General features: G+C 61.7%; 20 protein-coding genes. 18 read left to right on the top strand and 2 right to left on the bottom strand.

Going from position 1 to position 25,173, the window contains the following annotated elements; all coding sequences use genetic code 11:
• The first annotated feature begins 152 nt into the window (after positions 1-152).
• The 6 genes from ACESUZ_RS06705 (at position 153) to ACESUZ_RS06680 (ending at position 8,311) form a co-directional block, all read left to right on the top strand.
• Positions 153-1,091, top strand: coding sequence for an ABC transporter ATP-binding protein (locus ACESUZ_RS06705; RefSeq protein WP_152067463.1), 939 nt, complete (start codon positions 153-155; stop codon positions 1,089-1,091).
• A 9-nt stretch (positions 1,092-1,100) separates the two neighbouring features.
• A complete protein-coding gene (locus ACESUZ_RS06700) occupies positions 1,101-2,288 on the top strand; it encodes an ABC transporter permease (protein WP_373199169.1) in 1,188 nt (395 codons plus the stop codon).
• The gene (locus ACESUZ_RS06695) at positions 2,275-3,480 is read left to right on the top strand and encodes an ABC transporter permease (protein ID WP_271731179.1); all 1,206 of its coding nucleotides are present in this window, start codon (positions 2,275-2,277) and stop codon (positions 3,478-3,480) included. Before ACESUZ_RS06700 ends, ACESUZ_RS06695 begins: the two co-directional genes overlap by 14 nt.
• Positions 3,481-3,607: 127 nt before the next feature.
• Complete coding sequence (locus ACESUZ_RS06690) at positions 3,608-4,321, top strand: ABC transporter ATP-binding protein (RefSeq protein WP_373199167.1); 714 nt, start codon at positions 3,608-3,610, stop codon at positions 4,319-4,321.
• An 8-nt stretch (positions 4,322-4,329) separates the two neighbouring features.
• Complete coding sequence (locus ACESUZ_RS06685; RefSeq protein WP_373199166.1) at positions 4,330-6,996, top strand: ABC transporter permease; 2,667 nt, start codon at positions 4,330-4,332, stop codon at positions 6,994-6,996.
• Positions 6,997-7,105: 109 nt separating this feature from the next.
• Positions 7,106-8,311 carry a DUF362 domain-containing protein gene (locus ACESUZ_RS06680; protein ID WP_250787356.1) on the top strand — a complete coding sequence of 402 codons (1,206 nt, stop codon included), beginning with the start codon at positions 7,106-7,108 and terminating at the stop codon, positions 8,309-8,311.
• A gap of 134 nt (positions 8,312-8,445) precedes the next feature.
• On the opposite strand, the gene ACESUZ_RS06675 is transcribed toward ACESUZ_RS06680, so the two are convergent.
• Positions 8,446-9,411 (bottom strand): alpha/beta hydrolase, encoded by a 966-nt coding sequence (locus tag ACESUZ_RS06675; RefSeq protein ID WP_373199163.1) that lies wholly within the window; start codon positions 9,409-9,411, stop codon positions 8,446-8,448.
• A 186-nt stretch (positions 9,412-9,597) separates the two neighbouring features.
• On the opposite strand from ACESUZ_RS06675, the gene trhA reads away from it, so the two are divergent.
• The 8 genes from trhA to ACESUZ_RS06635 all read left to right on the top strand — a co-directional run bounded on the left by trhA (position 9,598) and on the right by ACESUZ_RS06635 (position 18,827).
• Positions 9,598-10,281 carry a PAQR family membrane homeostasis protein TrhA gene (gene trhA, locus ACESUZ_RS06670; RefSeq protein ID WP_006235740.1) on the top strand — a complete coding sequence of 228 codons (684 nt, stop codon included), beginning with the start codon at positions 9,598-9,600 and terminating at the stop codon, positions 10,279-10,281.
• Positions 10,282-10,391: 110 nt separating this feature from the next.
• The gene (locus ACESUZ_RS06665) at positions 10,392-11,765 is read left to right on the top strand and encodes a hemolysin family protein (RefSeq protein ID WP_373199161.1); all 1,374 of its coding nucleotides are present in this window, start codon (positions 10,392-10,394) and stop codon (positions 11,763-11,765) included.
• 24 nt (positions 11,766-11,789) lie between these two features.
• Entirely contained in the window at positions 11,790-12,623 is an 834-nt protein-coding gene (locus tag ACESUZ_RS06660; RefSeq protein WP_373199160.1) for a cyanophycin synthetase family protein, read from the top strand.
• A 136-nt stretch (positions 12,624-12,759) separates the two neighbouring features.
• Positions 12,760-13,149: a YtxH domain-containing protein gene (locus tag ACESUZ_RS06655; RefSeq protein WP_035136593.1), complete on the top strand. Its 390-nt coding sequence runs from the start codon at positions 12,760-12,762 to the stop codon at positions 13,147-13,149.
• Positions 13,149-13,904: a PRC-barrel domain-containing protein gene (locus ACESUZ_RS06650; RefSeq protein WP_055252569.1), complete on the top strand. Its 756-nt coding sequence runs from the start codon at positions 13,149-13,151 to the stop codon at positions 13,902-13,904. The genes ACESUZ_RS06655 and ACESUZ_RS06650 overlap by 1 nt, the downstream gene beginning before the upstream one ends.
• 72 nt (positions 13,905-13,976) lie before the next feature.
• Positions 13,977-15,383, top strand: a complete 1,407-nt coding sequence (locus ACESUZ_RS06645) for a polysaccharide deacetylase family protein (RefSeq protein ID WP_271737751.1) — start codon at positions 13,977-13,979, stop codon at positions 15,381-15,383.
• 328 nt (positions 15,384-15,711) lie between these two features.
• Positions 15,712-17,556, top strand: coding sequence for a magnesium transporter (locus ACESUZ_RS06640; RefSeq protein WP_117758587.1), 1,845 nt, complete (start codon positions 15,712-15,714; stop codon positions 17,554-17,556).
• Between the two features lie 74 nt (positions 17,557-17,630).
• The gene (locus ACESUZ_RS06635; RefSeq protein ID WP_006235731.1) at positions 17,631-18,827 is read left to right on the top strand and encodes an Nramp family divalent metal transporter; all 1,197 of its coding nucleotides are present in this window, start codon (positions 17,631-17,633) and stop codon (positions 18,825-18,827) included.
• A gap of 544 nt (positions 18,828-19,371) precedes the next feature.
• Here ACESUZ_RS06635 and ACESUZ_RS06630 read toward each other — a convergent pair.
• Positions 19,372-21,588 (bottom strand): acyltransferase family protein, encoded by a 2,217-nt coding sequence (locus ACESUZ_RS06630; RefSeq protein WP_373199157.1) that lies wholly within the window; start codon positions 21,586-21,588, stop codon positions 19,372-19,374.
• 187 nt (positions 21,589-21,775) lie between these two features.
• Here ACESUZ_RS06630 and ACESUZ_RS06625 point away from each other — a divergent pair, with 187 nt between their 5' ends.
• The 4 genes from ACESUZ_RS06625 (at position 21,776) to ACESUZ_RS06610 (ending at position 25,103) form a co-directional block, all read left to right on the top strand.
• Positions 21,776-22,738 (top strand): ribokinase, encoded by a 963-nt coding sequence (locus ACESUZ_RS06625; RefSeq protein WP_373199155.1) that lies wholly within the window; start codon positions 21,776-21,778, stop codon positions 22,736-22,738.
• Positions 22,739-22,768: 30 nt separating this feature from the next.
• The gene (locus ACESUZ_RS06620) at positions 22,769-23,743 is read left to right on the top strand and encodes a nucleoside hydrolase (RefSeq protein WP_373199153.1); all 975 of its coding nucleotides are present in this window, start codon (positions 22,769-22,771) and stop codon (positions 23,741-23,743) included.
• 102 nt (positions 23,744-23,845) lie between these two features.
• A complete protein-coding gene (locus ACESUZ_RS06615; protein WP_055310646.1) occupies positions 23,846-24,334 on the top strand; it encodes an S-ribosylhomocysteine lyase in 489 nt (162 codons plus the stop codon).
• 124 nt (positions 24,335-24,458) lie between these two features.
• On the top strand, positions 24,459-25,103 hold the full coding sequence (locus ACESUZ_RS06610) for a DUF4867 family protein (RefSeq protein ID WP_373199151.1): 645 nt from the start codon (positions 24,459-24,461) through the stop codon (positions 25,101-25,103).
• The last annotated feature ends 70 nt before the right edge of the window (positions 25,104-25,173 follow it).

Below are 25,173 nucleotides of genomic sequence, written 5' to 3'. Positions count from 1 at the left end.
CAACCGTGACATTCCTCCCGCACGGTGGGGCGGTCGCGTCAGCGGGCCACGCGACCGAGCCCCCGCACTCGTGACAAAGCTCACTGGTGCGCGCCGTCCGCTCCTGCGATGATGCAATCGTACCGGGCCGCAATCAACAGAAGGGCCGCCTCATGACAGACATCGTCCACGTCGAAAACCTCGTCAAGCGCTACGACGACCTTATCGCGCTTGACCACTTTAACCTCAGCATCGCCCCCGGCGAGATCTTTGGCCTGCTGGGCCCCAACGGCTCGGGCAAGACCACGTCCATCAACTGCATTCTGCAGCTGCTCGCCTACGACAAAGGCACCATCGAGCTGTTCGGCGAGCCCATGACGCCCGCCCGCTACGACCTCAAGCGCCGCATCGGTGTGGTGCCGCAGCAGGTGGCGGTGTTTGACGAGCTTACGGTGCGCGAGAACATCGACTATTTCTGCAGCCTTTACGTCAACGACCGCAAGCGCCGCCGCGCGCTGGTGGACGAGGCGATCGACTTTGTCGGGCTGGGCGACTTTACCAAGTTTCGCCCCGGCAAGCTCTCGGGCGGCCTGGCGCGTCGCCTCAACATCGCCTGCGGTATCGCGCACAAGCCCGAGCTCATCTTCTTTGACGAGCCCACGGTGGCGGTCGACCCGCAGAGCCGCAACGCCATCCTGGAGGGCATCTGCCGCTTGCGCGACGAGGGCGCCACGGTGGTGTATACCAGCCATTACATGGAGGAAGTCGAGCAGATTTGCAGCCGCATCATGATCATGGACGGCGGACGTGTGCTGGCGCAGGGCACCAATGACGAGCTCAAACGCATGATTCAAATGGGCGAGCGCGTGACTGTCGAGGTCGGCGCCGTCGAGACCGCCACGGTCGAGCGGCTGCGCGCCCTCGAGCACGTGCTTTCGGTTGAGCTGTCCGGCGGCGAGCTCGTCTGCACCTGCGAAGCGAGCCCGCACAATTTGGTCGACATCCTCGACACGCTGCGCGCCGCCGATGTGGCGCTCGGCCGCGTGTGGAGCGAGCCGCCGACCCTCAACGACGTGTTCCTCGAGATCACCGGCCGCGAGCTGCGCGACTAGGGGGCAGTCATGTTCAACACCATCATCACTACGGTCAAGACGCTGCTGCGCCGGCCGAGCACGTGGGTCTGGGGCGCTCTCTTTCCCATCGCACTTTCCACGATGTTCATGTTTATGTTTGCGAATCTGAGCTCTGACGGCACGGTCGACCCGGTACCGGTTGCCGTCATAGCGGACGAGGCCTGGGACGCCTCGACCTTTAAGGACGTGGCGACGTCGCTTGCCAAGGAGAGCGACAATCAGCTGCTCGAGATCCACGAGTGCGACGACGCAGCCGATGCGAACCGTGTGCTTAAGGCCGGCGAGGTCGCGGGCATCTATACGGTCGACGACGCGGGCGCACCCAAGCTCACACTGCTATCGAGCTACGACAGCTCGCGCGCATCATCGGTGCTCACCGATCGCAGCATCCTGGAGACGGTGGCAAGCTCGTATACACAAAATGCCGAGCTCATGTCCCAGATTGCCCAGGACAACCCGGCGGCACTCGCCGACCCCGAGGCGGTTGCGCGCGCCCTGTCGCTCGAGGGCGGCACCCGTCGCGTGAGCCTTACGCGCACCACGCCCGACGGCACGGTCATCTACTATTACGCGCTTTTTGGCCTGGTCGCGATGATGTCTGCCGAGTTTGCCGCCTTGAGCGTTGTCGACCTGCAGCCCAATCTGTCGGGCCTTGGCGCGCGCCGCTGCGTGGGCGGCCTTTCCAAGACGGCGTCGCTGGCCGGCATTTTTGTCGGCTCGTGGCTGGTCTCCTTTGCTTCGATGGTGATCGCGATCGGCTACGTGCGCCTAGTCGTGGGCGTCGACTTTGGCGGGCGCGAGGGGCTGTGTTTGGTGGGCGCCGCCGCTTCCGCGCTTGCCGCCACGGGCTTGGGGCTCTTTGTGGGCACGCTTCCCGTTAAGGGCGGCAAGGCGTCCAAGTCGGGCATCCTCACGGGCTTTGCCACCACGTGCGCCCTGTTCGCCGGCCTCTACGGCGAGCCGGCGATGGCGCTTGCCGACGACGTCGCCCGCGCCTGCCCGGCCGAGTGTTGGCTCAACCCCGTCAAGCTTGTCTGCGACATGTTCAACCGCCTGTATTTCTTTGAGGACTTGGGCCCCTTTGTCGTTCGCGCCGGCGCGCTGGTCCTCATGACGCTGGTGTTTGTCGCCGCCGCTACGCTGATCTTTGGAAGGAGCCGCTATGAGCACCTTTAAGACCGCGCTTCGCATGGCGCTCGCACACCCGCTCTATCTGCTTATCTACACGGTGTTCATTTCGCTCATGGGCGTATTCATCGCGGCATCGGTGAGCTGGAACTCGTCGCAGCTCACCGAGTACAAGCCCTACGACACCAACGTGATCGTGATCGATCGCGACGACAGCGATCTTTCGCGTGCGCTTACCAAACATCTGGGTTCGCGCTTTGAGCTGGTCACGGGCGTCGGCGACGACACCTACGACCTCGCGGACGCGCTCTCCAAGAGCAATAGTGCCAAGGGCAGCGCCGACTGCGTGTTCTTTATCCCGGAGGGGTTCGAGGACGACCTGGTCGCGGCTGCCCGCGCGAGGGAGGCCCTGCCCAAGCTCGACGTGACCTACGGTTCCGGCACCATGGCGGCGGCGCTTTCGTCTGCCGAGGCCTCGCGCTGGATCTCGCTCGCGGGCGCTGCGGCGGCGCTTGAGCCCGCTGCTTCTAACGGCGATGTTGCCAAGGCCGCCGAGCATGCCGCTGCAAAGCGCGCGGAGGTCCAGATCGAGCAGGTCAAGGTCGACTCGACGGCTGCCGCCACGCTCGAGTCGTATTTCAACTTTGGCGCGTACGCGATCATCTCGTCGGTCATCGTGTCGGTGGGACTAGTGTTCTCGGGCATGAACGAGCCCGAGCGTGTGCGCCGCATGGAGGCCGGCCCGGTCTCCGAGCGCCAGCGCTCGCTTGCTGTGTTTGCGGCCGCCGCCGTGCTCACCGTCTGCATCTGGTTTGTGTCGAGCATGATGGGCGTTGTGGGCTTTGCCGGCGCGGTCGCCGAGGTCGGCGTGGGCCGTGTGTGCCTGGCGCTGGCAGCGACGTTTGCCCTGGCGTGCACGCCGCTGGCCGTTGGCTTTGCCCTTTCGAGCCTGGGTGCGCGTGAGGAGCTGCTCAACGGTGTGGGCAACCTGCTCGGCATGCTCATGACGTTTTTGGGCGGCGCTTGGATGCCGCTGTCGCTCATGGGCTCGGCCGTGCAGACCGTGGCGCACTTTGTGCCGACATATTGGGTGAACGATGCGATCAGCAAGGCACTTGCCTCGGATCTGACGTCTGCCGTGCTGAGCGACATCGCCTGCGATCTGGGCGTCACGGTGCTCTTCGCCGCCGCCATTGCCGCCGTAGGTCTGGCCCTCGCACGCGCCAAATCCCGCGCCTAGCCACCTAGTCATTTAGAGCGTCCCCAATGACCAGTCTGAAATAAATCCCGAGCCTCGCTCCAAAATAGTTCGCCATGGTTTACTATTACGCTCATAAAGTAGCAATAGGCTAACAATGGGGGATAGCATGGCGACGAAGCAAGCCTACGTCCAGGTCAAGGGGCTCAAGAAGCACTACGGCGATGGAGATGCACGCCTGACGGTGCTCGACGGCATCGACACGTCCATCAACCGCGGAGAGATCTGCGTCATGCTGGGGCCTTCGGGTTCGGGCAAGTCGACGTTTCTTAACCTGATCGGCGGCCTGGAGGATGCCGACGGCGGCTCCATCATGGTGGACGGCTGCGACCTCACGGTGCTCAAGCCTACCGACCTGGGCGAGTATCGCCGCCGTGAGCTGGGTTTTGTCTTCCAGTTCTACAACCTGGTGCCCGATCTCACCATCAAGGAGAACATCGAGGTCACGGCGCACCTGTCCAAAAAGCCGCTCAACATTGACGACCTGCTACGCTCGCTGGGCCTCTACGAGCACCGCAACAAGTTCCCGCGCCAGGTTTCGGGTGGTCAGCAGCAACGCTGTGCCATCGGCCGCGCGCTCGTCAAAAACCCGGGCCTGCTGCTGTGCGACGAGCCCACGGGCGCGCTCGACTATAAGACGTCCAAGGAAATCTTGCAGCTCATGGAGGATGTAAACCGCACCTACGGCTGCACCATCATCATTGTCACCCACAATGCCGCCATCGCGCGCATGGCCAATCGCGTGCTGCGCCTGCGCGACGGGCGCATCGTCGAGGATGAGCTCAACGAGTCGCCCGTTGCGGCCGCCGAGCTCGATTGGTAGGCGGCGCCATGACACCTCTCGCAAAACGTCTCCCGCGCGAGCTGCGCCGCAATATCGGCAAGTACCTGGGCATCTTTTTGCTTATGTGCGGAAGCATCGCTCTCACCTCGGGTTTTTTGCTCGCAGCGCATTCCATCGGCTGCCTTATCGACGACATGCGCGATGCGTACACGATTGAGGACGGCCGCGTGACCACCTCCTTCGAGGCCACCAAAGACCAGCTCAAGGCGGCCGAGGATGCAGCCGGCGACGTCGGCGGCGTTACGCTCTACAAGAATTTCTCCATCGACGCCATCATCAAAAAGACCGCCGGCGACGACGGCACCAAGCGCACGCTGCGCACCTATGCGCACCGCACCAAGGTCGATATCGCGTCCTACTGTGAGGGCAGGGAACCCAAGGCGGACGACGAGGTGGCAATCGACCGTGTCTTTGCCACCAACAACGACCTCGCCGTGGGCGATAAGGTTGAGCTTGAGGGCCGCACCTACATCATCTGCGGCATCATGACCCAGCCCGATAGCCAGGCGCTGTTCCTCAACAATTCGGACTTTACGGTGAACACCATCACGTACGGCGTGGCCGAGGTCACCGATGGCGGCTTTGCCGCGCTCGAAGATGCCGACGGCGCACCCGCCTACACCTACTCCTTCACCTTTACCGATCGCGACCTCCCCACCGCGGACCGCATCGACGCCGAGCAAGATATGGTCGAGGCACTGACCGACGCCGATGCGCGCGTGGACGATCTGATCGACGCCGATTCCAACCAGGGCATTGGCTATGCGCGCGATGACGTGGACGGCGACTCCATGATGTGGATGACGCTGCTCGACATCATCATCGTGATCATGGCGTTTGTCTTTGTGGTCCTTACCGACGCCACCATCGAGGAGGAGAGCGCCATCATCGGCACGCTGCTCGCCAGCGGCTATCGTCGACGCGAGATCGTGCTGCACTACCTTGCGCTTCCCGCCATCGTGGGCGTGGTCGCGGCGCTTTTGGGCACTGCGCTCGGCGTTGTGTTCTTTACCGAGCCCATGCGCAGCCTCTATTACGGTTCGTACAGCCTGCCGCCTTTCCAGGTGTACTGGAGCTGGGAGATCTTCGTGAAGTGTGCCGTGGTTCCCGCCGCCGCGCTCATTCTCATCACGCTGGTGGGCCTGCTTCGCAAGATGGGCAAGACGCCGCTGCAGTTTCTTCGCCACGAGGCGAGCGGCAAATCGGGCACCAAGCGCGGCTTGCAGCTGCCGGAGCGCATGGGTTTTGTTTCCCGCTTCCGCCTGCGTATCTTCCTGCGCAATCTGGGCAACTTCGCCACGCTCTTCGTGGGCATTGCGTTTGCCTCGCTGCTACTGCTCTTTGGCCTGGCGATTTTGCCCACGATGACGCACTATGTGGACAACCTCGAGACAAGCCTGGTCGCCGAGCACCAGTACACGCTCAAGGCGCCGCTGGAGCTCGAGGGCACTGCCGAGGAGCGCGAGCAGTGGTCGGCACTCGAGCGCTTACAGTCGGTTGACGGCGTGCTGCTTTCTGCCGCTCAGGATGCCGATGACGAGCTTGACGACGCGGCCGATGCGGCGCAGGCGGCAGCCGATGCCGCGACCAGCGCTCCGTCTGCCGAGAGCCTGGCCGCGGCGCAGGACGCGCTCGCCAAGGTCCAGGACAAGAAGGATGCGCTTTATGCGCGCCTCGATGATCTTGCCGATGCCCTCGGCTGCGACCGCGACGAGGCTATCGACCTGATCGACAAGGCCTCTAAGATCGACACCGACAACGACGACATTCACCCGGTCAACACGATCGACAACGGTGCAGGCGCAATCGCGCAGGCCGAGAAATACGCCGTCTACCAGCTGCAATACGATCGCGGCGACGGAAATGGCGAGGAGACGATTTCCGTTTACGGCATTTCATCCGATTCGCGCTATTGGAAAGACCTCAACGTCGGCGACGGCCGTGTCGTCTTTGGTGGCGGTCTGCTCGATAAGTTTGGCTGGAGCGAGGGTCAGAAGGTCACGCTCAGCGACAAGTACGAGGGCAAGAATTATTCCTTTGAGTACGTGGGCAAGGACTGCGTTTGGGGCTCTAAGTCGGATATGAATGTCTATATGAGCATCGACGACTTTAACGAGCTGTTCGGCAACGACGCCGCCTACTTTAACGGCTATGTGAGCGACGAGAAGCTCAACCTCGATGCTCGTTACTTTGCCGGCGACACCACGCCCGACGACATGCGCGCCGTGGGCGACCAGTTCATCGGCATGATGAGCAAAATGATCGGCATGATGGTTGGACTTGCGGTGTTCATCTTCCTGCTGTTTATGTACCTGCTGACCAAGGCGGTGATCGACCACAGCGCCCGTTCGATCAGCTACATGAAAGTCTTTGGCTACCGCGATAGCGAGATCTCGCATCTGTACATCCGCTCGATCACGTTGTGCGTGGCAGCGTCGCTCGTGCTGAGCCTGCCGGTCATCATTGGCTCGCTCACGGCCATCTTCCGCTCGATGCTGCTCGCCTACAACGGCAATATCGAGATCTACGTGCCCACTTGGTCCATGGCTGCATGCGTCGGTATTGGCTTTGCGACCTACCTGGTCGTGGCGTTGCTGCACATGCGTTCCATCAAACGTGTGGGCCTGGCCGAAGCACTCAAAGTCCAAGAGTAGTCATTTAAGAACGTCCCCAATGACTAGGTGCCGTACTTGACTTTAACTCTGCTTTAACTGGTACCATCCTCTATGTCTGTAACGCCATATAGACCGAGGGGATATATCTATGACCGCAACTGCACCCGCAGCACCCGCCAAGGTGTACTTCACCAACCTGCGTACGCATGCTCGCGAGAGCCAGCTCGACAAGCTCAAGCGCCTCATCCGTCACGCCGGAATTGAGCAGATCGACTTTGAGAACAAGTTCGTTGCTATCAAGATTCACTTTGGCGAGCTGGGCAACCTGAGCTTTTTGCGCCCCAACTACGCCCGCGCCGTCGCGGATGTCGTCAAGGAGCTGGGCGGCAAGCCCTTCCTCACCGACTGCAACACGCTCTATGTCGGTAGCCGCAAAAACGCGCTCGAGCACATCGATACCGCCTACCAGAACGGCTTTACCCCGTATGCCACGGGCTGCCAGATCATCATCGCCGACGGCCTTAAGGGCACCGACGAGGCGCTCGTCCCGGTCGAGGGCGGCGAGTACGTGCACGAGGCCAAGATCGGTCAGGCGCTCATGGATGCCGATATCGTGATCAGCCTCACCCACTTTAAGGGCCATGAGCAGGCCGGTTTTGGCGGCGCCATGAAGAACCTGGGCATGGGAGGCGGCAGCCGTGCCGGCAAGATGGAGCAGCATGCCGCCGGCAAGCCGAACGTCGCGACCGAGCACTGCGTTGGCTGCCATGCCTGCGAAAAGATCTGCGCGCACAACGCTATCTCGTTCGACGGCACCCGCGAGCGCGAGCTTGCCAGCGGCGCTACTCGCACGGTGCACGTGGCTGCCATCGACCACGATCGCTGCGTGGGCTGCGGACGCTGCATTGCGGCATGCAACCAGGACTGTATCAAGCCCGGTTATGAGGCCGCAGCCGACGTGCTCAACTGCAAGATCGCCGAGTACACCAAGGCCGTCGTCGACGGCCGCCCGAGCTTCCACATCTCGCTTGCCATGGACATCAGTCCCAACTGCGACTGCCATCCCGAAAACGATACGCCTATCGTCAACGACATCGGCATGTTCGCGAGCTTCGACCCGGTCGCCATCGACCAGGCCTGCGCCGACGCCGTCATGGCGTCTGAGCCGCTGCCCAACACCGAGCTCACCGATAGCGCGGCCAAGATGGAGCATAACCACGAGCATCTGGAGGGCGAGCAGGCCAAGGATCCCTTCTGCATCACGCATCCCGACACCGACTGGCGCGTGTGCATCGCGCATGCCGAGAAGATCGGCCTGGGCACGAGCGAGTATGAGCTCATCGAGGTCAAGTAGCACCTAGCTATTAGACAAAACAAGCGCCTTTGTAGCACAACTGTTAGCAAAAGCCGCCCGTGAGCACAGTGCCCACGGGCGGCTTTTCGGAAGTGCTAGGGGGGTCAGATAGGCCAGTAAACCGTACTATTTGCCTAAAAATACTCGTCGAGGAAGTCGTCGACCGTGTTCCAGTAGAGTTCGGGGTCGACCTGCGCGCTCTTGGCGTGGGTGGTGCCATGGACGGTGAGCTTTTGCTTGACCTTGCTGGCGCACGCGTCGTAGTTTTGGTCGAGCATGCTGTACGGCACAAAGGTGTCTTGGTCACCGTGGATAAACAGCATGGGAACCGTCGCGCGCTTGAGCTGTTCCACGCTGCTCGCCTTATGAAAGTCGTAGCCCGCGCGCACGTTGCACACCAAGTTTGCTACATCGAGCAAGGGAAAGCTGGGCAGGCCGAACACGTCCTTGAGCTGCAGAGAAAACTCGTCCCAAACACTCGTATAACCGCAGTCCTCGATAATGCATTTCACGTTTGCGGGCAGAGGTTCCCCCGCGACGTTCATGGCGGTCGCCGCGCCCATGGATTCGCCAAAGACCAGGATGCGCGCCTTGGGGTCAGCCTGAACGATTCGCTCGATCCATGCGACGATGTCGAGGCGCTCGGGCCAGCCCATGCCGATATAGTCGCCGCCGGAGCGCTCGTGGGCGCGGGCGGCGGGTGCGAGTACGTTCATGCCACGGTCGTGGAAGCGTTTGGCGTATCGGGCCATACCGATGGGCTCGTTGGTATATCCATGCAGGCAGACGGCGTAGTCGTGCGTGCTCTCCGACGCAGCAAAATACCAGGCGGCAAGCTCGGTCCCGTCGTCCGCGGTGAGGTTGCTGCTCTTGCGGTTCTCTTTAAACCATGCCCGCGCCTCGGTATCCTCGGCATCCGGCTGCTCACCTTCTTTGTCGTTCTTGCTATCCTGCATCATCTTCATGGTGTATGGCGCGCGGGGATTCAGCGCGAAGTCAAACAGAAAGTTGCCGGCAAATCCGAGCAGCGCAACGACAACCACTAGTGCAACGATGCCGGCTATCTTGAGCTTTCGATGGGAACGTGCGTTTTGAGCCATGCGGTATTCTCCTATAAGATGTTAATACATCAACATTTAATGCAAGCGCATTATGGACGTTCGCCGTTGATGCGTCAACAGGCAAAGAATGGGTAAACAAAGGGTCACGTATGGTGCAAATTTCGCACGTACCTAGACGCTTTGATATAGTGTTGAGAACTCTTTACGTTGGAGGATGTAACCGGCATGTCCGATTCGAGCGACAGTTCTAAGCCGCGACCCAAGACCGCGGTCGTTCCACACTACACAGTGGGCGAGGAGATCATGAACTCCGTCACCCATGGTGTCGGCTGCCTGCTGGGTATCGCGGGCCTGGTGCTCCTGATCGTATTCGCCGCCCTGCGCGGCGGAGGCCCGGCCCATATGGCCGCGGCGATTGTCTATGGCGTCAGCATTATCCTCGAATACCTAGCCTCCACGCTCTACCACGCGATTCAGCCCGCGCGCGCCAAGCGCGTGTTTCGCATCATCGACCACAGCTGCATCTACCTGCTCATAGCCGGCAGCTATACGCCGTTTTGCCTCATCACGCTCGCAAACGACGGCGGCGCTGTGCTGTTCTTTGCCGTATGGGCCATCGCCATCATCGGCATCGCCCTCGAGTGCTTCCTACGCGAGCGCCAGCCGCATTGGGTAAGCGGCCTGGTCTACCTGCTGATGGGCTGGCTCGTTGTCTTTAAGCTGCCCGAACTTGTTGCGCTGCTCAACCCCGTGGCACTTGCCCTGCTCGCCGTCGGCGGCGTGTGCTACACCGCGGGCGTGCCGTTCTATATCGCCAAAAACGTGCGCTATCTGCACAGCGTGTTTCACCTGTGGGTGCTCGCCGGCAGCATCTTCCAGTTCATGGCGGTGATCCTCTTCGTAATCTAGCGACCATGCCTGCGCGCCCGCGTTCTCGTTTGGGCGCCGGTGCAATTGCCGTATCCGCCATCAACGTTTTAACCTGACGTCCCGAATCTTGGAGGTTCGAGAAACTCCCGATGGACATAACCATCTCCCTTATCACCACCCTCGTTTTGACCCTCATCAACGGCTACTTCTCTATGTCCGAGATGGCGCTCACCACGGCCAAGCGCGCCGTGTTGGAGCACGAGGCCGAGGAAGGCGACAAGCGCGCCGAGCGTGCCATTAAGCTGGCTGCCGACTCCGACCAGCTGCTCGCCACCATCCAGGTCGCCATCACGCTCGTGGGCTTCGCCTCGTCCGCCGTCGCCTCGACGAGTCTGTCCGACCCGCTCGCCACGTGGCTCATGAGCTTTGGCATCGCGCCGCTCTCCGCCATCGCGCGCGGCCTGGCGCCGGTCATCATCACCGTCGCGGTCGCCTTCGTGTCCATCGTGATCGGCGAGCTTGTGCCCAAGCGCATCGGCCTGGCCAACGCCGAAGGCGTGTCCAAGCAGGTCGTGGGGCCGTTGTCGTTTTTCCAGAAGATCGCCCGTCCGCTCGTGTGGCTGACTGGCGCTTGCTCCGATGGCCTGGCCCGCATCCTGCGCATCAAGAGTGCCGACGACCGCCAGAACGTCTCGGAAGAAGAGATCAAGTACATGGTCTCGGAGCAGGACGACCTGCTCGACGAGGAAAAGCGCATGATCCACGAGATCTTCGACCTGGGCGACACCGTTGCCCGCGAGGTCATGGTGCCGCGCGTGGACACCACCATGTGCGAGGACGACGAGACGGTCGCTAGCGTGCTATCCACCATGCGCCAGACCGGCTTTAGCCGCATCCCCGTTTATCACGAGGATCCCGACAACGTCGCCGGCATCGCGCACATCAAGGACCTGATTCAGCCCGCGCTCGACGGCAAGGGCGACCAGCCCATCGCCGGCTTTTTGCGCGACGCCACCTTTGTGCCCGACACCAAGGACATCCTGCCGCTGCTGTCCGAGATGCAGACCTCGCACGACCAGATCGTGGTGGTCGTGGACGAGTACGGCGGCACGGCCGGCATTATCACCATCGAGGATATCGTCGAGGAGATCGTCGGCGAGATCGAGGACGAGTTCGACCCCGACAACAAGTATCTCACGCGCCTTTCGCGCCGCGAGTGGCTCGTTGATGGGCGTTTTTCGTGCGATGACGCGATTGAGCTTGGTTGGCCGCTCGAGGAAAGCGATGATTATGAGACCATCGCCGGCTGGATTTTGGAGCTTTGCGACTCGGTGCCCGACATCGGAGAGGTGTTTGAGGTCGCGGGGTACAAGTTTAAAGTTCAGTCGATGCGTGGCCAGCGCATCTCGCTCATTCGCGTGATCGCTCCGGTCGAAACCGATAAGAAGGATTCCGAGTCTTCGGTAGACGAGCCGACGACGTCGGGTGCGGGTTCCGCGAATCCGCACGACGGCGACGAGTAGGACAAGGAAGAGTAGGGGAGAGTTATGGCAGGCCTGTTCAACATCCTTAAGGTCACCGTCAGTGAGGACAAGATCTGCGCGCATGTGCTGGTGAACCCCGGCATGCCGCTCATGACCTCGGAGGATATCGAGGCCACGGCGCGCGTGTATTACCTGGTGCCGGCGATTGCCAAGCACCTGTGCCTGGGTGATTCCGGTCGCGAGTTCCAGGACTGCATGGGTCAGACCGAGCTTTGCCATCTGCTTGAGCATGTGACGGTCGAGCTCATGAACGAGACCGGGCTTGCCGGCAGCATCTCGTGCGGCCGCACGCGCGTAAGCGAGCACGACGAGCGCGTTTTTGAGGTTGAGCTTTCGTGCCCCGACGACGCGCTGGCCATCGGCGCGCTGTCTTCGGCCACCTTTATGATGGACTGGGCCTATCTGCACGCCGACCAGCCTGCCCCCGACGTGGAGGGCACGGTCGCGGGCCTGCGCAACCTGGTGCTGGGCATGCGCGCCGAGGCCGAGGGCAAGGATCCTCACGAGGCCGTCGCCGCTGCGAACGGCGAAGATGCTGCCGAGGACGAGGGCGCTGACGAGGGCGATGTGCCGGTCGACGCCGAGCCCGTTGCCGATGCGACCGCCGAGCCCGTTCCAACCGAGCCCCAAGGCGTCCCCGACTTTGACGATGAGCCCCAGGTGGCGATTGATATCGAGGGCGCGGTTGCCGAGAACCACGAGGCCTCCGCTGCCGTCTTTGGCGGTGCGGCGACGGTTCCGGCAGGGCCTGCGCATGAGGGCGGCCTGCCGCTCGTGGACGGCGCCGGCGAGGACCCGGGTGCCACGGTGGCCATGCCGGCTATGCCCCAGGAGTAGGCCTACGCGTTTATCACCATCACGTACCTGCGCCTTTGCCGTACGCAGATGAGCGGAGCGGCAAGTGATGCGCTGCGGGTATAATGGACAGCATTCAAACGGTGGGCACCGACGTGCCCGCAGGAGAGGAATGATCATGGGTAAGACTTTCAGCTTTGTCTCCGGCGCACTTTTTGGTGCCGCTGCCGGCGCTATTGTCGGCGTTGCTCTGGCCCCGCGCTCGGGCGCCGAGACCCGCGCCATGGCTGCCGATATCGCCAACGACGCCTGGGACAATATGCGCGACACCTACGAGCACAGCGCCGAGGAGGCCCGTGCTGCGGTGAATGACTTTGGCCCGATGGTCGACGCCAAGACCGATGACCTGCGCGCCAAGGTCGACCTGGCCCGCGAGCGCATGGACCAGCTGCGCGAGCAGCTCAACGACGCCATTTCGGGCGGCAACGTGACGCCTGCCGCCGACGTCGTGGTCGAGAACGCCGTCGAGGCTGATACCGAGGCTGCGGAGCCCTCGACCGAGGCATAATGCGCGCCGGGGATTTTGTCGGCGCCAAGATCTATCGCAAGCCTACCGAGGACAAGCGCACCAAAAAGGACGGCACGCCGCGCAGCCCTAAAAAGCTCGGAAAGATTCACTTTCCGGTCTTTACCCCGGGCGGTACGCGCGTGGTCGGCTTTATGGTCCGCCAGTCCGATATCGCGGGCATGATCGAGCGTCCCGACCGATTCGTAGCGCTCGACGCCATTGGTGTCTACGAGGGCGCCATTGCGGTCGATGACGTCAAGGACACGTACGATGCCGCCGCCGCCAAGCGCCTCGACATCAACCTGGACGATTGCATCATCTGGGTCGGTATGGACGTGCGCACGGAATCGGGCGACGTCGTGGGCTATTGCTCGGATGTGGAGTTCAAGCCGCGTTCGGGCATCGTGCAGGCATTCTATGTGACCGCCGGTGCTGCTTCGAGTGTTTTGGTTGGTGACACGCAGGTGCCGCCGACGATGCTGCGCGGCTACGAGAACGGCGCGATGGTCGTCTCGGACGAGGTCAAGTCGCTCGGGTATTCGGGCGGTGCGGCTGCCAAGGCTGCCGAGGCAAGCGTCGTGGTGGGCGATAAGGTCAAGAAGGGCGCCAAGGTGCTCGACGACAAGGGATCGGTTGCCGTGGACAAGGGCAGTCGCGCACTGGGCAAGCAGCTCGGCAAGACGCGCGGCATGTTCAAGGCCTTTAAGGACGAATACCAAAAGGCGAGCGGAGGCTCGTCAAAAGCTACAAAATAGCGACGTACCAAATGATGGGAGGCAAGCCGGAGACCTGTTGCTCCGGCTTGCTGTGTTTATGGGGGAGGGCACATGCGCCAAAACGGATCCAACTTAAACGGGCGTTCGGGTACGCGTCCGACGGCGCGCCGCGACCTGGGGCAGCTGCCCAGCGGTCAGCGCAAGCGTCACCGTAAGCCCGGCGCGATGTATCTCAACCATAGCCGCGGCTTTAGCGATCGCAGCGCTCGCATCGGCAACAGCCGCACACCCCGTCGTTCGTCTCGCCTGCCCTATGCGCTCATCGCCGTGGGTTGCGCGCTCGTGCTGTTTATCGCTGCCGTCGTGGGCTACGTCAACCGCAGCGTGGACGTGGAACTTAACGGCCAGAAGACCGCGGTGCGCGTGGGCTCTACGCTGCAGAATCTCATCGACGACCAGGAGTTGACTGACACCTACGACGCAGGCGACCTGCTGGCCGTCGATGACAGCGTGCTCAAGCGCCATGGGGGCGAAAAGCTGTCGGTGAAGGTCGACGGCAAGCGCGTGAAGCAGGGCAAATGGGATAGCCGCGAACTCGAGGGCGGCGAGAAGGTGACGGTCAAGGATGGCCGTAACACCTACGAGAAGCACGAGGTTCAGGCTACGGTTATCGAGCCCAAGCTCAAGGTCGAGGGCACGGGCGCTATCGAGTATGTGCAGACGTGGGGTGTCCAGGGCCGCTCCGAGGTGTGGGTTGGTGAGCAGTCGGGCAAGACGCAAGACCGCGGCGAGGTTGTGCCCGCCACCGATTGCGTTGTTGCGTGCGCCAGTGTGGCGCCCAAGGGCAACAAAAAGTACGTGGCGCTGACGTTTGACGAGGGTCCGAGCGGCGCCACCAAACAGATCTTGCAGGTGCTCAAGGAAAAGGGCGTCACCGCGACGTTCTTCCTTTCGGGCGATGCGGCCGAGGCCTCGCCTGCCACGGCCAAGGCGATTGTCGATGCCGGGTGCGAGATCGGATCCAACAGCTACAGCGACGATTCGCTCAAGGGTCAGGACCGTGAGGCGGTACGCGAACAGATCACGAAAGGCACCGATGCGATTAAGTCGGCGACCGGCGTGAAGACGATGCTACTGCGTGCTCCCTACGCTGCCTTTGACGAGCAAAACTGGATTGATGCGATGGACCTGGTCTCCGCCGTGGTCTCGTGGAATATTGACTCGGGCGACTGGCTGCTCAACGGTGCCGACGAGCAGGTCTCGACGGTGCTCGATTCGGTGACGCCGGGCAATATCGTGCTGCTCACCGATAGAGACGAATGCGCCGAGCAGACGCTCGAGGCGCTGCCGCAGATTATCGACGGCCTCATTGCCGACGGCTACAAGATCGTGACGCTCAGCGACCTGGTCAAGACGGACACGTCGCTGAGCAAAAAGCTCACCTCGCTGACGAAGGTCACCATGCCCAAGGACGCCGTGTTCCCCCAACTTGCCGAGGACAACGACACCACAGAGTAGTCATTGGGTAGTCGTTTAAGAACGTCCCCAATGGCTATGTCACGGATGCGTCAGCGTTTGGTATGCCTGCAATGTGCAGCGCATAAATTCGATGCCGCAGGGCGATGCTGATGCTATAGTTACTGCGGTTAATGAGGGTCAAGAGAAAGGTTACAGGTGAAATCCAAACCTCGACCATACAGTCGATGACCCCATGCAGGTGCTTTTTGCGCATGCACGGGGTGTAAGCGTCGAGCGGCGTGCCGCCCGCGCATGCGTATACATATCCAGAAGCCCCCGGACGCCGCACATGCGGCCGCGTCCGGAGGAATAATGATGGGGAGCACCATTGAATTATCTGAGTGAGATGCTCAAATTGCCGGTCTTGGACGTCGACGGCGAAAAGCTCGGCGTGGTGAACGATTTTGGCATTGCTACCGGCGAAGTTTTTCCGCACGTGACGTCGCTCGCGTTCCGCGGACCCGGCAAGACGCCGTTTATGATCAGCTGGCGCAAATGGGTCGACCGTATCGACGAGACGGGTGTACACCTTAAGACGTCGGCCACCGAAATCCGTTTTTCGTACCTGCAGCCGACCGAACTCTTGCTTGCCCGCGACGTGCTCAACAAGCAGATCGTCGACACGCAGGGCATGAAAGTCGTGCGCGTAAACGACATCAAGTTTTCCATGTCGGGCGAAAATCAGCTGCGCCTGCTGGGCGCCGAAGTGGGCGCCCGCGGTCTGCTACGCGCGATCAGCCCCGCACTTGAGCATATCGTCGAAGGCTTTATGAAGCACCTGGGCAAGCCGCTCAGTGAGGACATCATCGCTTGGTCCTACATGGACCTGCTCGACCGCTCGACCAAGAACATTCAACTCTCGGTGTCGCACAAGACGCTCGGCGAGCTGCACCCTGCCGACATCGCCGACATTATCGAGCAGCTCGACCCGCGCCTGCGTGCGCAGGTGTTTGCGCAGCTCGATACTGCCCAGGCCGCCGAGGCCATCTCGGAGTTCGATGACGACGAGCTTATGACCGAGATGCTCGAGGGCCTGTCCGATACCGACGCATCGTCGATGCTGGCCATGATGGACCCGGACGACGCTGCCGACCTGATCGACGAACTCGATTATGAGAAGGCCGAGAAGCTCCTGCGCCTGATGGGCGTCAAGGAGGAGAAGGCGATTCGTAATCTGCTGGGCTACGAGGACAACACCGCCGGCCGCATCATGACCTCGGAGTTTGTCTCGCTGCCCGCCACGGCGACGGTCGGCGACGCCATCGAGGCGATTCGCAAGCTCGACGAGGACTTTGAGAGCGTCTATTACGTCTATACCGAGGACCCGAGCGGCATGCTGACCGGCGTGCTTTCGCTGCGCACGCTGATCGTGGCCGACCGCGACGCCACGCTGGGCCAGCTCGCCTATCGCGATCTGGTCTACGTGTCACCCGACGAGGACCAGGAAGACGTGACGGATGAGATGACCAAGTACGACCTGGTTGCCATCCCTGTCTGCGACGAGAACCGTCATATCCTGGGCATCGTGACCTTCGACGACGCCATGGACGTTATTGCCGAGGAGCATCAGGAGGACCTGCAGATCGCCGGTGTCGGCTCGGGCGATAGCGCGTCGGACGACTCGACGAACGTGCTCAGCTGGTTCGTGCATCGTCAGTACTGGGTCGTCGTGTGGGGCATCGCCTCGTGCATCATGGCAACGGTGCTGGGGACGGCGCTGGGCTCCGCGCATTTGGTGGTGTTCCCCATGTGCGCCATGCCGCTCGTGTTGCTGGCTGCCTCGCGTATGGTGTCGTTCGTCAAGAACTACTTCCTCGAGTACGACGGTCACGACGACGAGCCCAAACCGTACCTGGGATTCTTCTTCCAGAGCACGGGTATGGGCCTGATCCTTTCGCTTGTTACTTACCTGTGCGCGCAGCTGGTGCGCACTGCCGCGTTCCCCGATGCGCCCATGTTTGAGGAGCAACTCTTTACCGGGTGCTTTAATATCGCTGCCATCATTTGCCTGGTTGGCAACATGAGCGCCGTGATTTACCTGATGGTGCTGTTCTGGCGTGACGAGCATGACCTCAACACGTCGGGCACCGCCATGAACGTTATTGCCGTCATGATCTCGTGCGTAGCGTACTGCGCCGCTGCGGTGCTGCTCACCATGTCGGTCATGGGTTAGGTGGTCGCGTGCAAAATACCAAGCAAAAGTCGGGCACCAAGCAAAAGTTGACCATCGCGGCCATCTTTGGCGCTATGGGTCCCGGTCTGCTGGCGGCGCTTTCGGGCAATGACGCCGGCGGCATTGCAACGTATTCCAGCGCGGGCGCCAGCTATGGCTACAAGATGCTCTGGATGCTTCCCGTCATGACTGTGCTGCTCATCGTGACGCAGGAGACCGCGGCACGCTGCGGCTGCGTCACGGGCAAGGGCCTGGCATCGCTCATTCGTGAGCGCTTTGGCGTGCGCAAGAGTGTACTTGCTATGGCGGCGCTGTTGATCGCCAACACGGCTGTTACCATTTCGGAGTTTGCGGGCATCGCCAGCGGCCTTGCTCTCTTTGGCGTGCCGGCGAGCATTTCGGTGCCGTTGGTGGCGCTGCTGGTGTGGATGCTTACCATGTCGGGTAGTTTCCAGCGCATCGAGAAGATTCTGCTGCTGGTGAGCTGCGTGTTCGTGACCTATATTGTCGCCGCGTTTATGGCTGGCCCCAACTGGGGTGAGGTCGCGGTCGACCTGGTCGTGCCTAACATTCAAAATGACCCCAGCTACGTGTCGCTCGTGGTCGCGACGATCGGTACCACCATCGCGCCGTGGATGATTTTCTTGGCGCAGAACAACGTGGTCGATAAGAACGCGGGCGAGGACGATATCGTGCTGCAGCGCATCGATACCGTGAGCGGCTCGCTTGCTGCCGATGTCATTGCCGGCTTTATTATCATCACGACCGGTACGGTGTTGTTCCCGGCGGGCATTCAGATTAGCGATGCTGCCGATGCTGCCCGCGCGCTGGAGCCTATTGCGGGTCAGTGGTCCACGGTACTGTTTGCCTCGGGCCTGGTCGCGGCGAGCTTCTTGGCTGCCTGCGTGCTGCCGGGCGTTACGTCGAGCGCTATCTGCGAGGCATTTGGCTGGGAGCGCGGTGCCGACCGCAGCTGGGACGAGGCCCCGGTCTATCGCGGCATCATTACGGCCATCATCGGTATCTCTGCCGTGCTGGTGCTTATGCCCGGCGTCGATCTGTTCCAGATTATGATGACCTCACAGGTCATCAATGGTGTGCTGTTGCCCGTGGTTCTGGTGTTCCAGGTGGTTATCGCAGCCGACCGTCACATTATGGGTGCCAACCGCAACGGCCGCGTGTGGAATGTGCTCACTTGGGCGACTATCGGTGTGATTACGGTGCTCACGGTCGTCATGTTTGTTCTGCAGGCGATGGGCTACAGCGCTTAACGCCCACTTTTGCTTCCGAACAGGCCGCAGCGATGGGCTGCGGCCTGTTTTTTGTCTGCTATAGGGTGTTAGTTATATAGCAATGGACAAAAAATGCCAAATATGAGTACTGTTGCTAAGTGAATAGCATTTACATCCTAAAAGATAATGAACATAGCCTTTAGTTTGTTCATTAAAATTGGCTCCAATACGCCTTAAACCAGTCAGGTTGGCTGCTTTAGGGGGTTGTAGGGGTCGCTCGGACGTCATTTTGGGTGGTTTTGCCTGCTACTAAAATGGTAACAGTACTCATATTTGCCCTTTTTTGCCCACAGACCTTTGAGGGTGCGGCGAAAAGGGCTTGTTTTGATTGTTTGGGGCAGGCACGAGGCGCGGAAACGATGTCTGGAGCGACGGAGCGGCCTGGAATTCATCCGTAGAGGTCTTCATTGGCTGCGCCAGGAGTGTCCCTAGGTACCGGTACATAAGGAACGTCCCTAACTGCCGGAGGGGGGGTCTGCCACGGCAGACGCCCCCTCCGGATGTGGGAAGTTTGCGCTGCAGGTTACTTGTCGGTGCCCAACTTGTGCGGCTTGAGAGCGAGCGCATTGACGAGCGCGTCGGTGGCAGACTTGACGGCTGCCGGCTGCGGATCGTTGACGTGATCCTCGGGGTGTACGGGCAGGTCCTTCTTGACGGCATCGTGGATCAAGTTGAGGTACTCAGTCACGCCAGTGGTCGATAGGTGCGTGCCATCGCCATCGAACAGGTCGTTGCGGTTGGCACTGTATCCGTACCAATCGATAACGCGCACGTTCTTGTAGCGCGTAGCGGCGTTGGCGATGGCCTGGTTGGTAGAGCCAACCCACGGCTGCGGGCTGCGCGTGTTCACAAACACCACAATACGCTTATCTCCTGCATCGGCCATGATGGCGTCGATCTGGTCGTCGGTTACCAAGCCGTTGGTGCCCAGGGCAAAGACCACGATCTTGCCGGCAAGGTTCTGCTGGATATAGCCCTCAAATGTCGCGCGCCCCGCATCAAACTGGCGACCCTTTTCGGCATCGATATGGCTGTGCGGGAACACGCCGTCAAAGGTGTCTACGGCACGCAGCGACACGGAGTCGCCGATCATAAGCAGATCGTAGGAGCCATCGGGGAAGCCGTCGTTGTCCTTGTCGGTGTCGTCGGCCGCCTGCTGGTCGGTGGGCGCGGTGTTCTTGGCTTCCTTGTTCAGAACTTCGGCGCCCTCGCCGCTCAGCGCAGACGTCTCGGGCACAAAGATCAGGCCGCCCAGTGCAACGACCAACACGACAGCGCAGGCTGCGCAGACAGGGATGTGCGTGCGTGCCCAGTTGGCGGGCGTGGTGGTGCCATCGCGGAATTCGGCGACGGTGCGCCCAAAGGCGCCCTTCCTAAACGGAGTCTCGATAAAGCGATAGCAGCACTCTGCCACGGCGACCACCAACAACACCTGCAAAATGTACTGCCACCACGGCGTATCGTTGATGTTGGCGACCGGGTTCATGAGGAGCAGCAGCGGATAGTGCCACAGGTAGATGCTGTAGGAGCGCTTGCCAACCCACACGAGTGGCTCGGCGGACAGCGCGCGGGCAACCATTCCCTGGGGCTGCACGCAGGCCGCGATGACCATGAGCGTGAGGATCGAGCACAGCAGCGTGCCTCCGCGATACTGGAAGGCGGTGTAGCCGTTGGTGAGCGCGACCATGGCGGCAAGGCCAACCAGACCCACGACGCCCAACACATCGATGGATGCGGGCGAGGACCAAAAACGCACGAGGGCGCTCGGCTGTGCCGGGGCGGTCTCGGCTGCTTCGTCGGCCTTCTCGCCAGGTTTGCCCTCGGCGTTCTTGCCGTGCTTGGCGGCGCCAGCCAGGCGATTGAGCCCCAAACGATGAGCGAGACGCACCGGCGCCAGGTCGCGATCGGGGATAAAGGCCATCCAGGCACCCAGCAGCAGCGAGAACACGCGGGTGTCGGTGCCGTAGTACACGCGGCTGGGGTCGGCGACAGGGTTGTAAAGCACCATCATGGCTAGGGCAGATACCACGGCAAGGCCCAGAACCACGCGGCGCGTGTTGGGTTTGCTCACATGCATGGATACCATGGCAAACAGCAGTGGCGGCCAAATCAGGTAGAACTGTTCCTCGATGGCAAGCGACCAAAAGTGCGTGAGCGGCGAGGGGTCGCCCAGAGCATTGAAGTACGAGACGTTTTGGGCAATCTGCCACCAGTTGTTGAAGAACAGCAGCGACGGCAGGATGTCGGGGCGCATCTTGGTGAGCATCACGTGGTTAAAGAGAGTGCACAGCGCGCAGGTTACCACCACGACGGTCACCACGGCGGGGACCAGGCGACGGATGCGGCGAATCCAGAAGCTCTTAAGGTCGATGCGTCCGGTCTTAGCGACTTCGTTGAGCAGCAAGCGCGTGATCAGATAGCCCGAAAGCACAAAGAAGATCGTGACGCCAAGCAGGCCGCCCTGCGCCCACGTGAGGTTAAGGTGATAGAGCACCACCGCGACGACGGCGAGCGTACGCAGGCCGTCAAGGGCAGGGATGTAGCGGGATTTGGGGCGAGCAGGCGTCTGCTCCGCGGCGGGAGTGTTGGCGCGGCCCGCGTTGTTGGCAGAAGCACGATGGGGGCTCACGGTGCGTCGCGGTTCGTTGGCACGGCGTTCGCCCTTCACGCGTTCGTGCGGCGCCGGCTCGTTGCCCGTGCGGCGTCGACCGCGCGAGCCCGATTGCGAGAGTTGTTCCATAAAACATCATCCAATGACGAGAATAATCAGCACGCCTTCATTGTAGCTGCCTGCTCCTGTGAATGCTTGCTGCTGGCGCAAGCTCAAGCGCGCGTCCACATCAAAGTGAACTAAAGTTATAGGGGGTGCGAGAGTGCACGATCGACGGCTGGCGGTGGGCATAAGGCCCGCAGATGAGGAGGTTTCCATGGCAGATCGCGGCATCGTTGCGGTGTTCGGCAGCATGAACATGGACCTTTCGGTGGCGTGCGAGCGCATACCGCGTGCGGGCGAGACCGTCGGCGGCAGCGGGTTTATCACCAACGCCGGCGGCAAGGGCGCCAATCAGGCCGTAGCTGCCGCGCGTATGGGCGCTTGCACGCACATGATCGGCGCGGTCGGTCGCGACGCGTTCGGCGCGTCGCTCGTGGCGGGGCTCCAAGACGCCGGTGTGGACTGTGACTTTGTAGTGCATCGCGATGACGTGGAGACGGGAACGGCAACCATCATTCGCTGCGAGGGCGACAACCGCATCATACTGTCACCGGGCGCCAACCATGCGCTTGCGGGCGCGGACGTTGCCTGCGCGTTGAGGCGTCTGGCGGCCCATGAGCTCGACGGCGACGCCAGCGAGATTGCCCCGGCTGTCGGAAGCGTCTTTATCGCTCAGGGTGAATGTGACCTTGCAGCGACGGCCGATGCGCTTGTTTGCGCTCACGAGCTGGGGTTCTATACGGTCTTTAATCCGGCGCCTGCCTGCGAGCTGCCTGCGGAGGCCTGGCCTGCGGTCGACCTGGTCTGTCCCAACGAGACCGAGTGCCAGGTTCTGACGGGAATCTTGCCCGCGGACGATGCAAGCTGCGTCGTGGCGCTCAACGCCCTGCTCGCTAGGGGTGCCGGAGCTGCGGTCATCACGTTGGGCGGTGCCGGCTCGGTTACGCTCGGCGATGACGGTGAGCTGCTGCGCATGCCGGCACTTTCGAGCACGGTAGTCGATACCACGGCCGCCGGCGATACGTTTATCGGCGCGTTGGCGGCGGCTCGCCTAGAGGGCTTGCCGCTCTTTGAGTGCATGGCCGCGGGTGCTCGCGCCTCGGCAGTGACGGTGTCGCGCCTGGGCGCTCAGCAATCGATTCCCACGCGCGCCGAAGTTGAACATTGGTTTGGTTAAACGATAAAGACGGAGAAGCGGAGTAGAACAATGGCAATCAAGAAGCTGATCCTTGATCTGGATATGGGTGTGGACGATGCGATGGCGCTGGCCTATGCCATCGCGAGTCCCGAGGTGGAGCTCGTGGGCATCACCACGTGCTTTGGCAACGTACGCGTCGAGCAGTCGGCGCACAACTGCTTGGCGGTGCTCGACCTGTTGGGTCGTCCCGAGGTGCCGGTGTACCTGGGTGCCGACCGTCCTCTGCAGGCGACTGAACCCTATGCGCCGCCGGCGTCCACCGCGCTCATTCACGGCAAGAACGGCATCGGCGGCGCGAGCGTGCCCGCGTCGCCCTACGAGCCGGTGGGGGCGACCTCGGCCGACGGCAACGCTGCGGTCGATTATCTGATCGATGCCGCGCGCACCTATGGTCCCGATCTGGTCTACGTAGTGACTGGCCCGCTCTCCAACCTGGCGCTCGCCCTGGAGCGCGATGCGGCGGCGATGATGTCCATCGGCCGCGTGGTCGTGATGGGCGGCGCCCTTACCGTGCCCGGCAACGTGAGCGCGGGCGCTGAGGCCAACATGGCGAGCGACCCCGAGGCAGCCGACGCGGTGCTGCGTTCAGGTCGCAAGCTCACCATGGTGGGTCTGGACGTGACGCATCGCGTGGTGCTCACACGCCGCGACGTTGCCGGCTGGACGGGCTCGGGCACTATGGCTGGCTGCGCATTTGCGAGCATGGTCGAGCACTACATTGGTTCGTACGAGATGAACGCGCCCTACCTGGGCGGCTGCGCGCTGCACGATCCGCTGGCGGTTGCCGTGGCGATCGACCCCACGCTCGTAGGTGCGCTCGCCTGCAACTTGCGTGTTGACTTGCTGGGCGAGTATCGCGGCCGCACCATCTGCGATGAGCGCCGCCTGTCCAATCCGGACAAGAGCGCGCTTGTGGCACTGACCGTGGATGCTCCGCGCTTCCTTTCCGAGTTCAAGGCACGCATGGCCCGCGTCTTGGGCTAAGTTGTCTTTTTGGGACGGGGCTTTTTGACTGGTATGATTGGTGCGACCAATCGAACCAGCTAAAAGAGCCCCGTCCCAATTTGACTATCGAGAGGATCTGCCATGGAGCGCATCGCCAGCTTTTCCGTTGACCATCTGTTGCTTGAGCCCGGCGTGTATGTGAGCCGCATCGACCGCGATCCGGCGACCGGGGCCGCCGTCACCACCTTTGACCTGCGCCTGACCACGCCCAACAAGGAGCCGGTCATGAACACGGCCGAGTGCCACACCATCGAGCACCTGGGCGCGACGTTCCTTCGCAATCATGCCGAGTGGTCGGGCCGCATTGTCTACTTTGGCCCCATGGGCTGCCGCACGGGCTTTTACCTGGTTGTGTTTGGCGAGGTGACGAGCGAGGAGATCCTGCCGCTCGTGCGTGAGCTGTTCGAGTTTGTCGCCGGCTTTGAGGGCGATGTCCCCGGTGCCGCTCCCGAGGAGTGCGGTAACTACCTGGACCAGAACCTCCCCATGGCCAACTGGCTTGCGCGCCGCTACCTCGACCGCGACCTGGCCGATATCGACGAGAAGCACCTGCACTATCAGCAGGCGTAAGGGCTTTATCGCCCAAAACGCGCGCATTGGGCGCCTTTTTGCTGAGTGGTCGGGACGAGTGTTTAAAATCGCTTATGTTTGTTCTAGAATGTTCGTATAGTCACATTTACGAACAGGAGTGAACATGCATATCTACTCTGTCAACGATCCCGAGTTCAAATCCTATGGCAACGTTTGGGATGACGTTCCGTCCGAGCTCACGTCGCCCGTGCTCGAGGCGCTCTCAGCCACGCCCATTCCCGAGGGCAGCAAGTACGTAGCAAGCGCGCCGGAGCTCGAGGGCGTCAAAGATGCCGATAAACTGGGCTTTCTCATGTTTGGCGGCCGTCCCTTCCAGCTCGGCTGGTGCAACGGCCACAACACGCAGCTCAACTGCCTGGAGTATCACCGCGCCAGCGAGTTCAACCTGGGTGCACGCGATTTTATCCTGCTCGTGGCGCATCGCTGGGAGATCGAGGACGGCAAGCTCGACACCGCGTGCGTCAAGGCGTTCCGTGTACCGGCCGGTACGCTTGTTGAGGTCTTCAACACCACGCTGCACTACACGCCGTGCATGGTCGACGAAGGCGGCTTCCAGGTGATGGTGGCGCTGCCGGCGGGCACCAACGGCCCGCGCCCCGAGGCCGCAACCGACATGCCTGCCACCGGTGACAGCTACTGCTACTGGAAGGCCGACAAGTGGGTTCTCTGCCATGCTGACAGCCCCAAGGCAGCCGAGGGCGGCTACGTAGGCCTCATCGGCAAAAACCTCGACATCGCCTGCGACTAGAATCTTCTGTCTCGATCTGTAACATCTAGCGGGCTAAATCGTCTCTACCTGTTACAGATCGAGACAAACC

It is taken from the genome of Collinsella aerofaciens ATCC 25986 (genome assembly GCF_964239575.1).
Taxonomy (GTDB): domain Bacteria; phylum Actinomycetota; class Coriobacteriia; order Coriobacteriales; family Coriobacteriaceae; genus Collinsella; species Collinsella aerofaciens_BQ.
The sequence above is the reverse complement of the archived record's forward strand: the minus strand, read 5'-3'. Positions and strand labels throughout refer to the sequence as shown.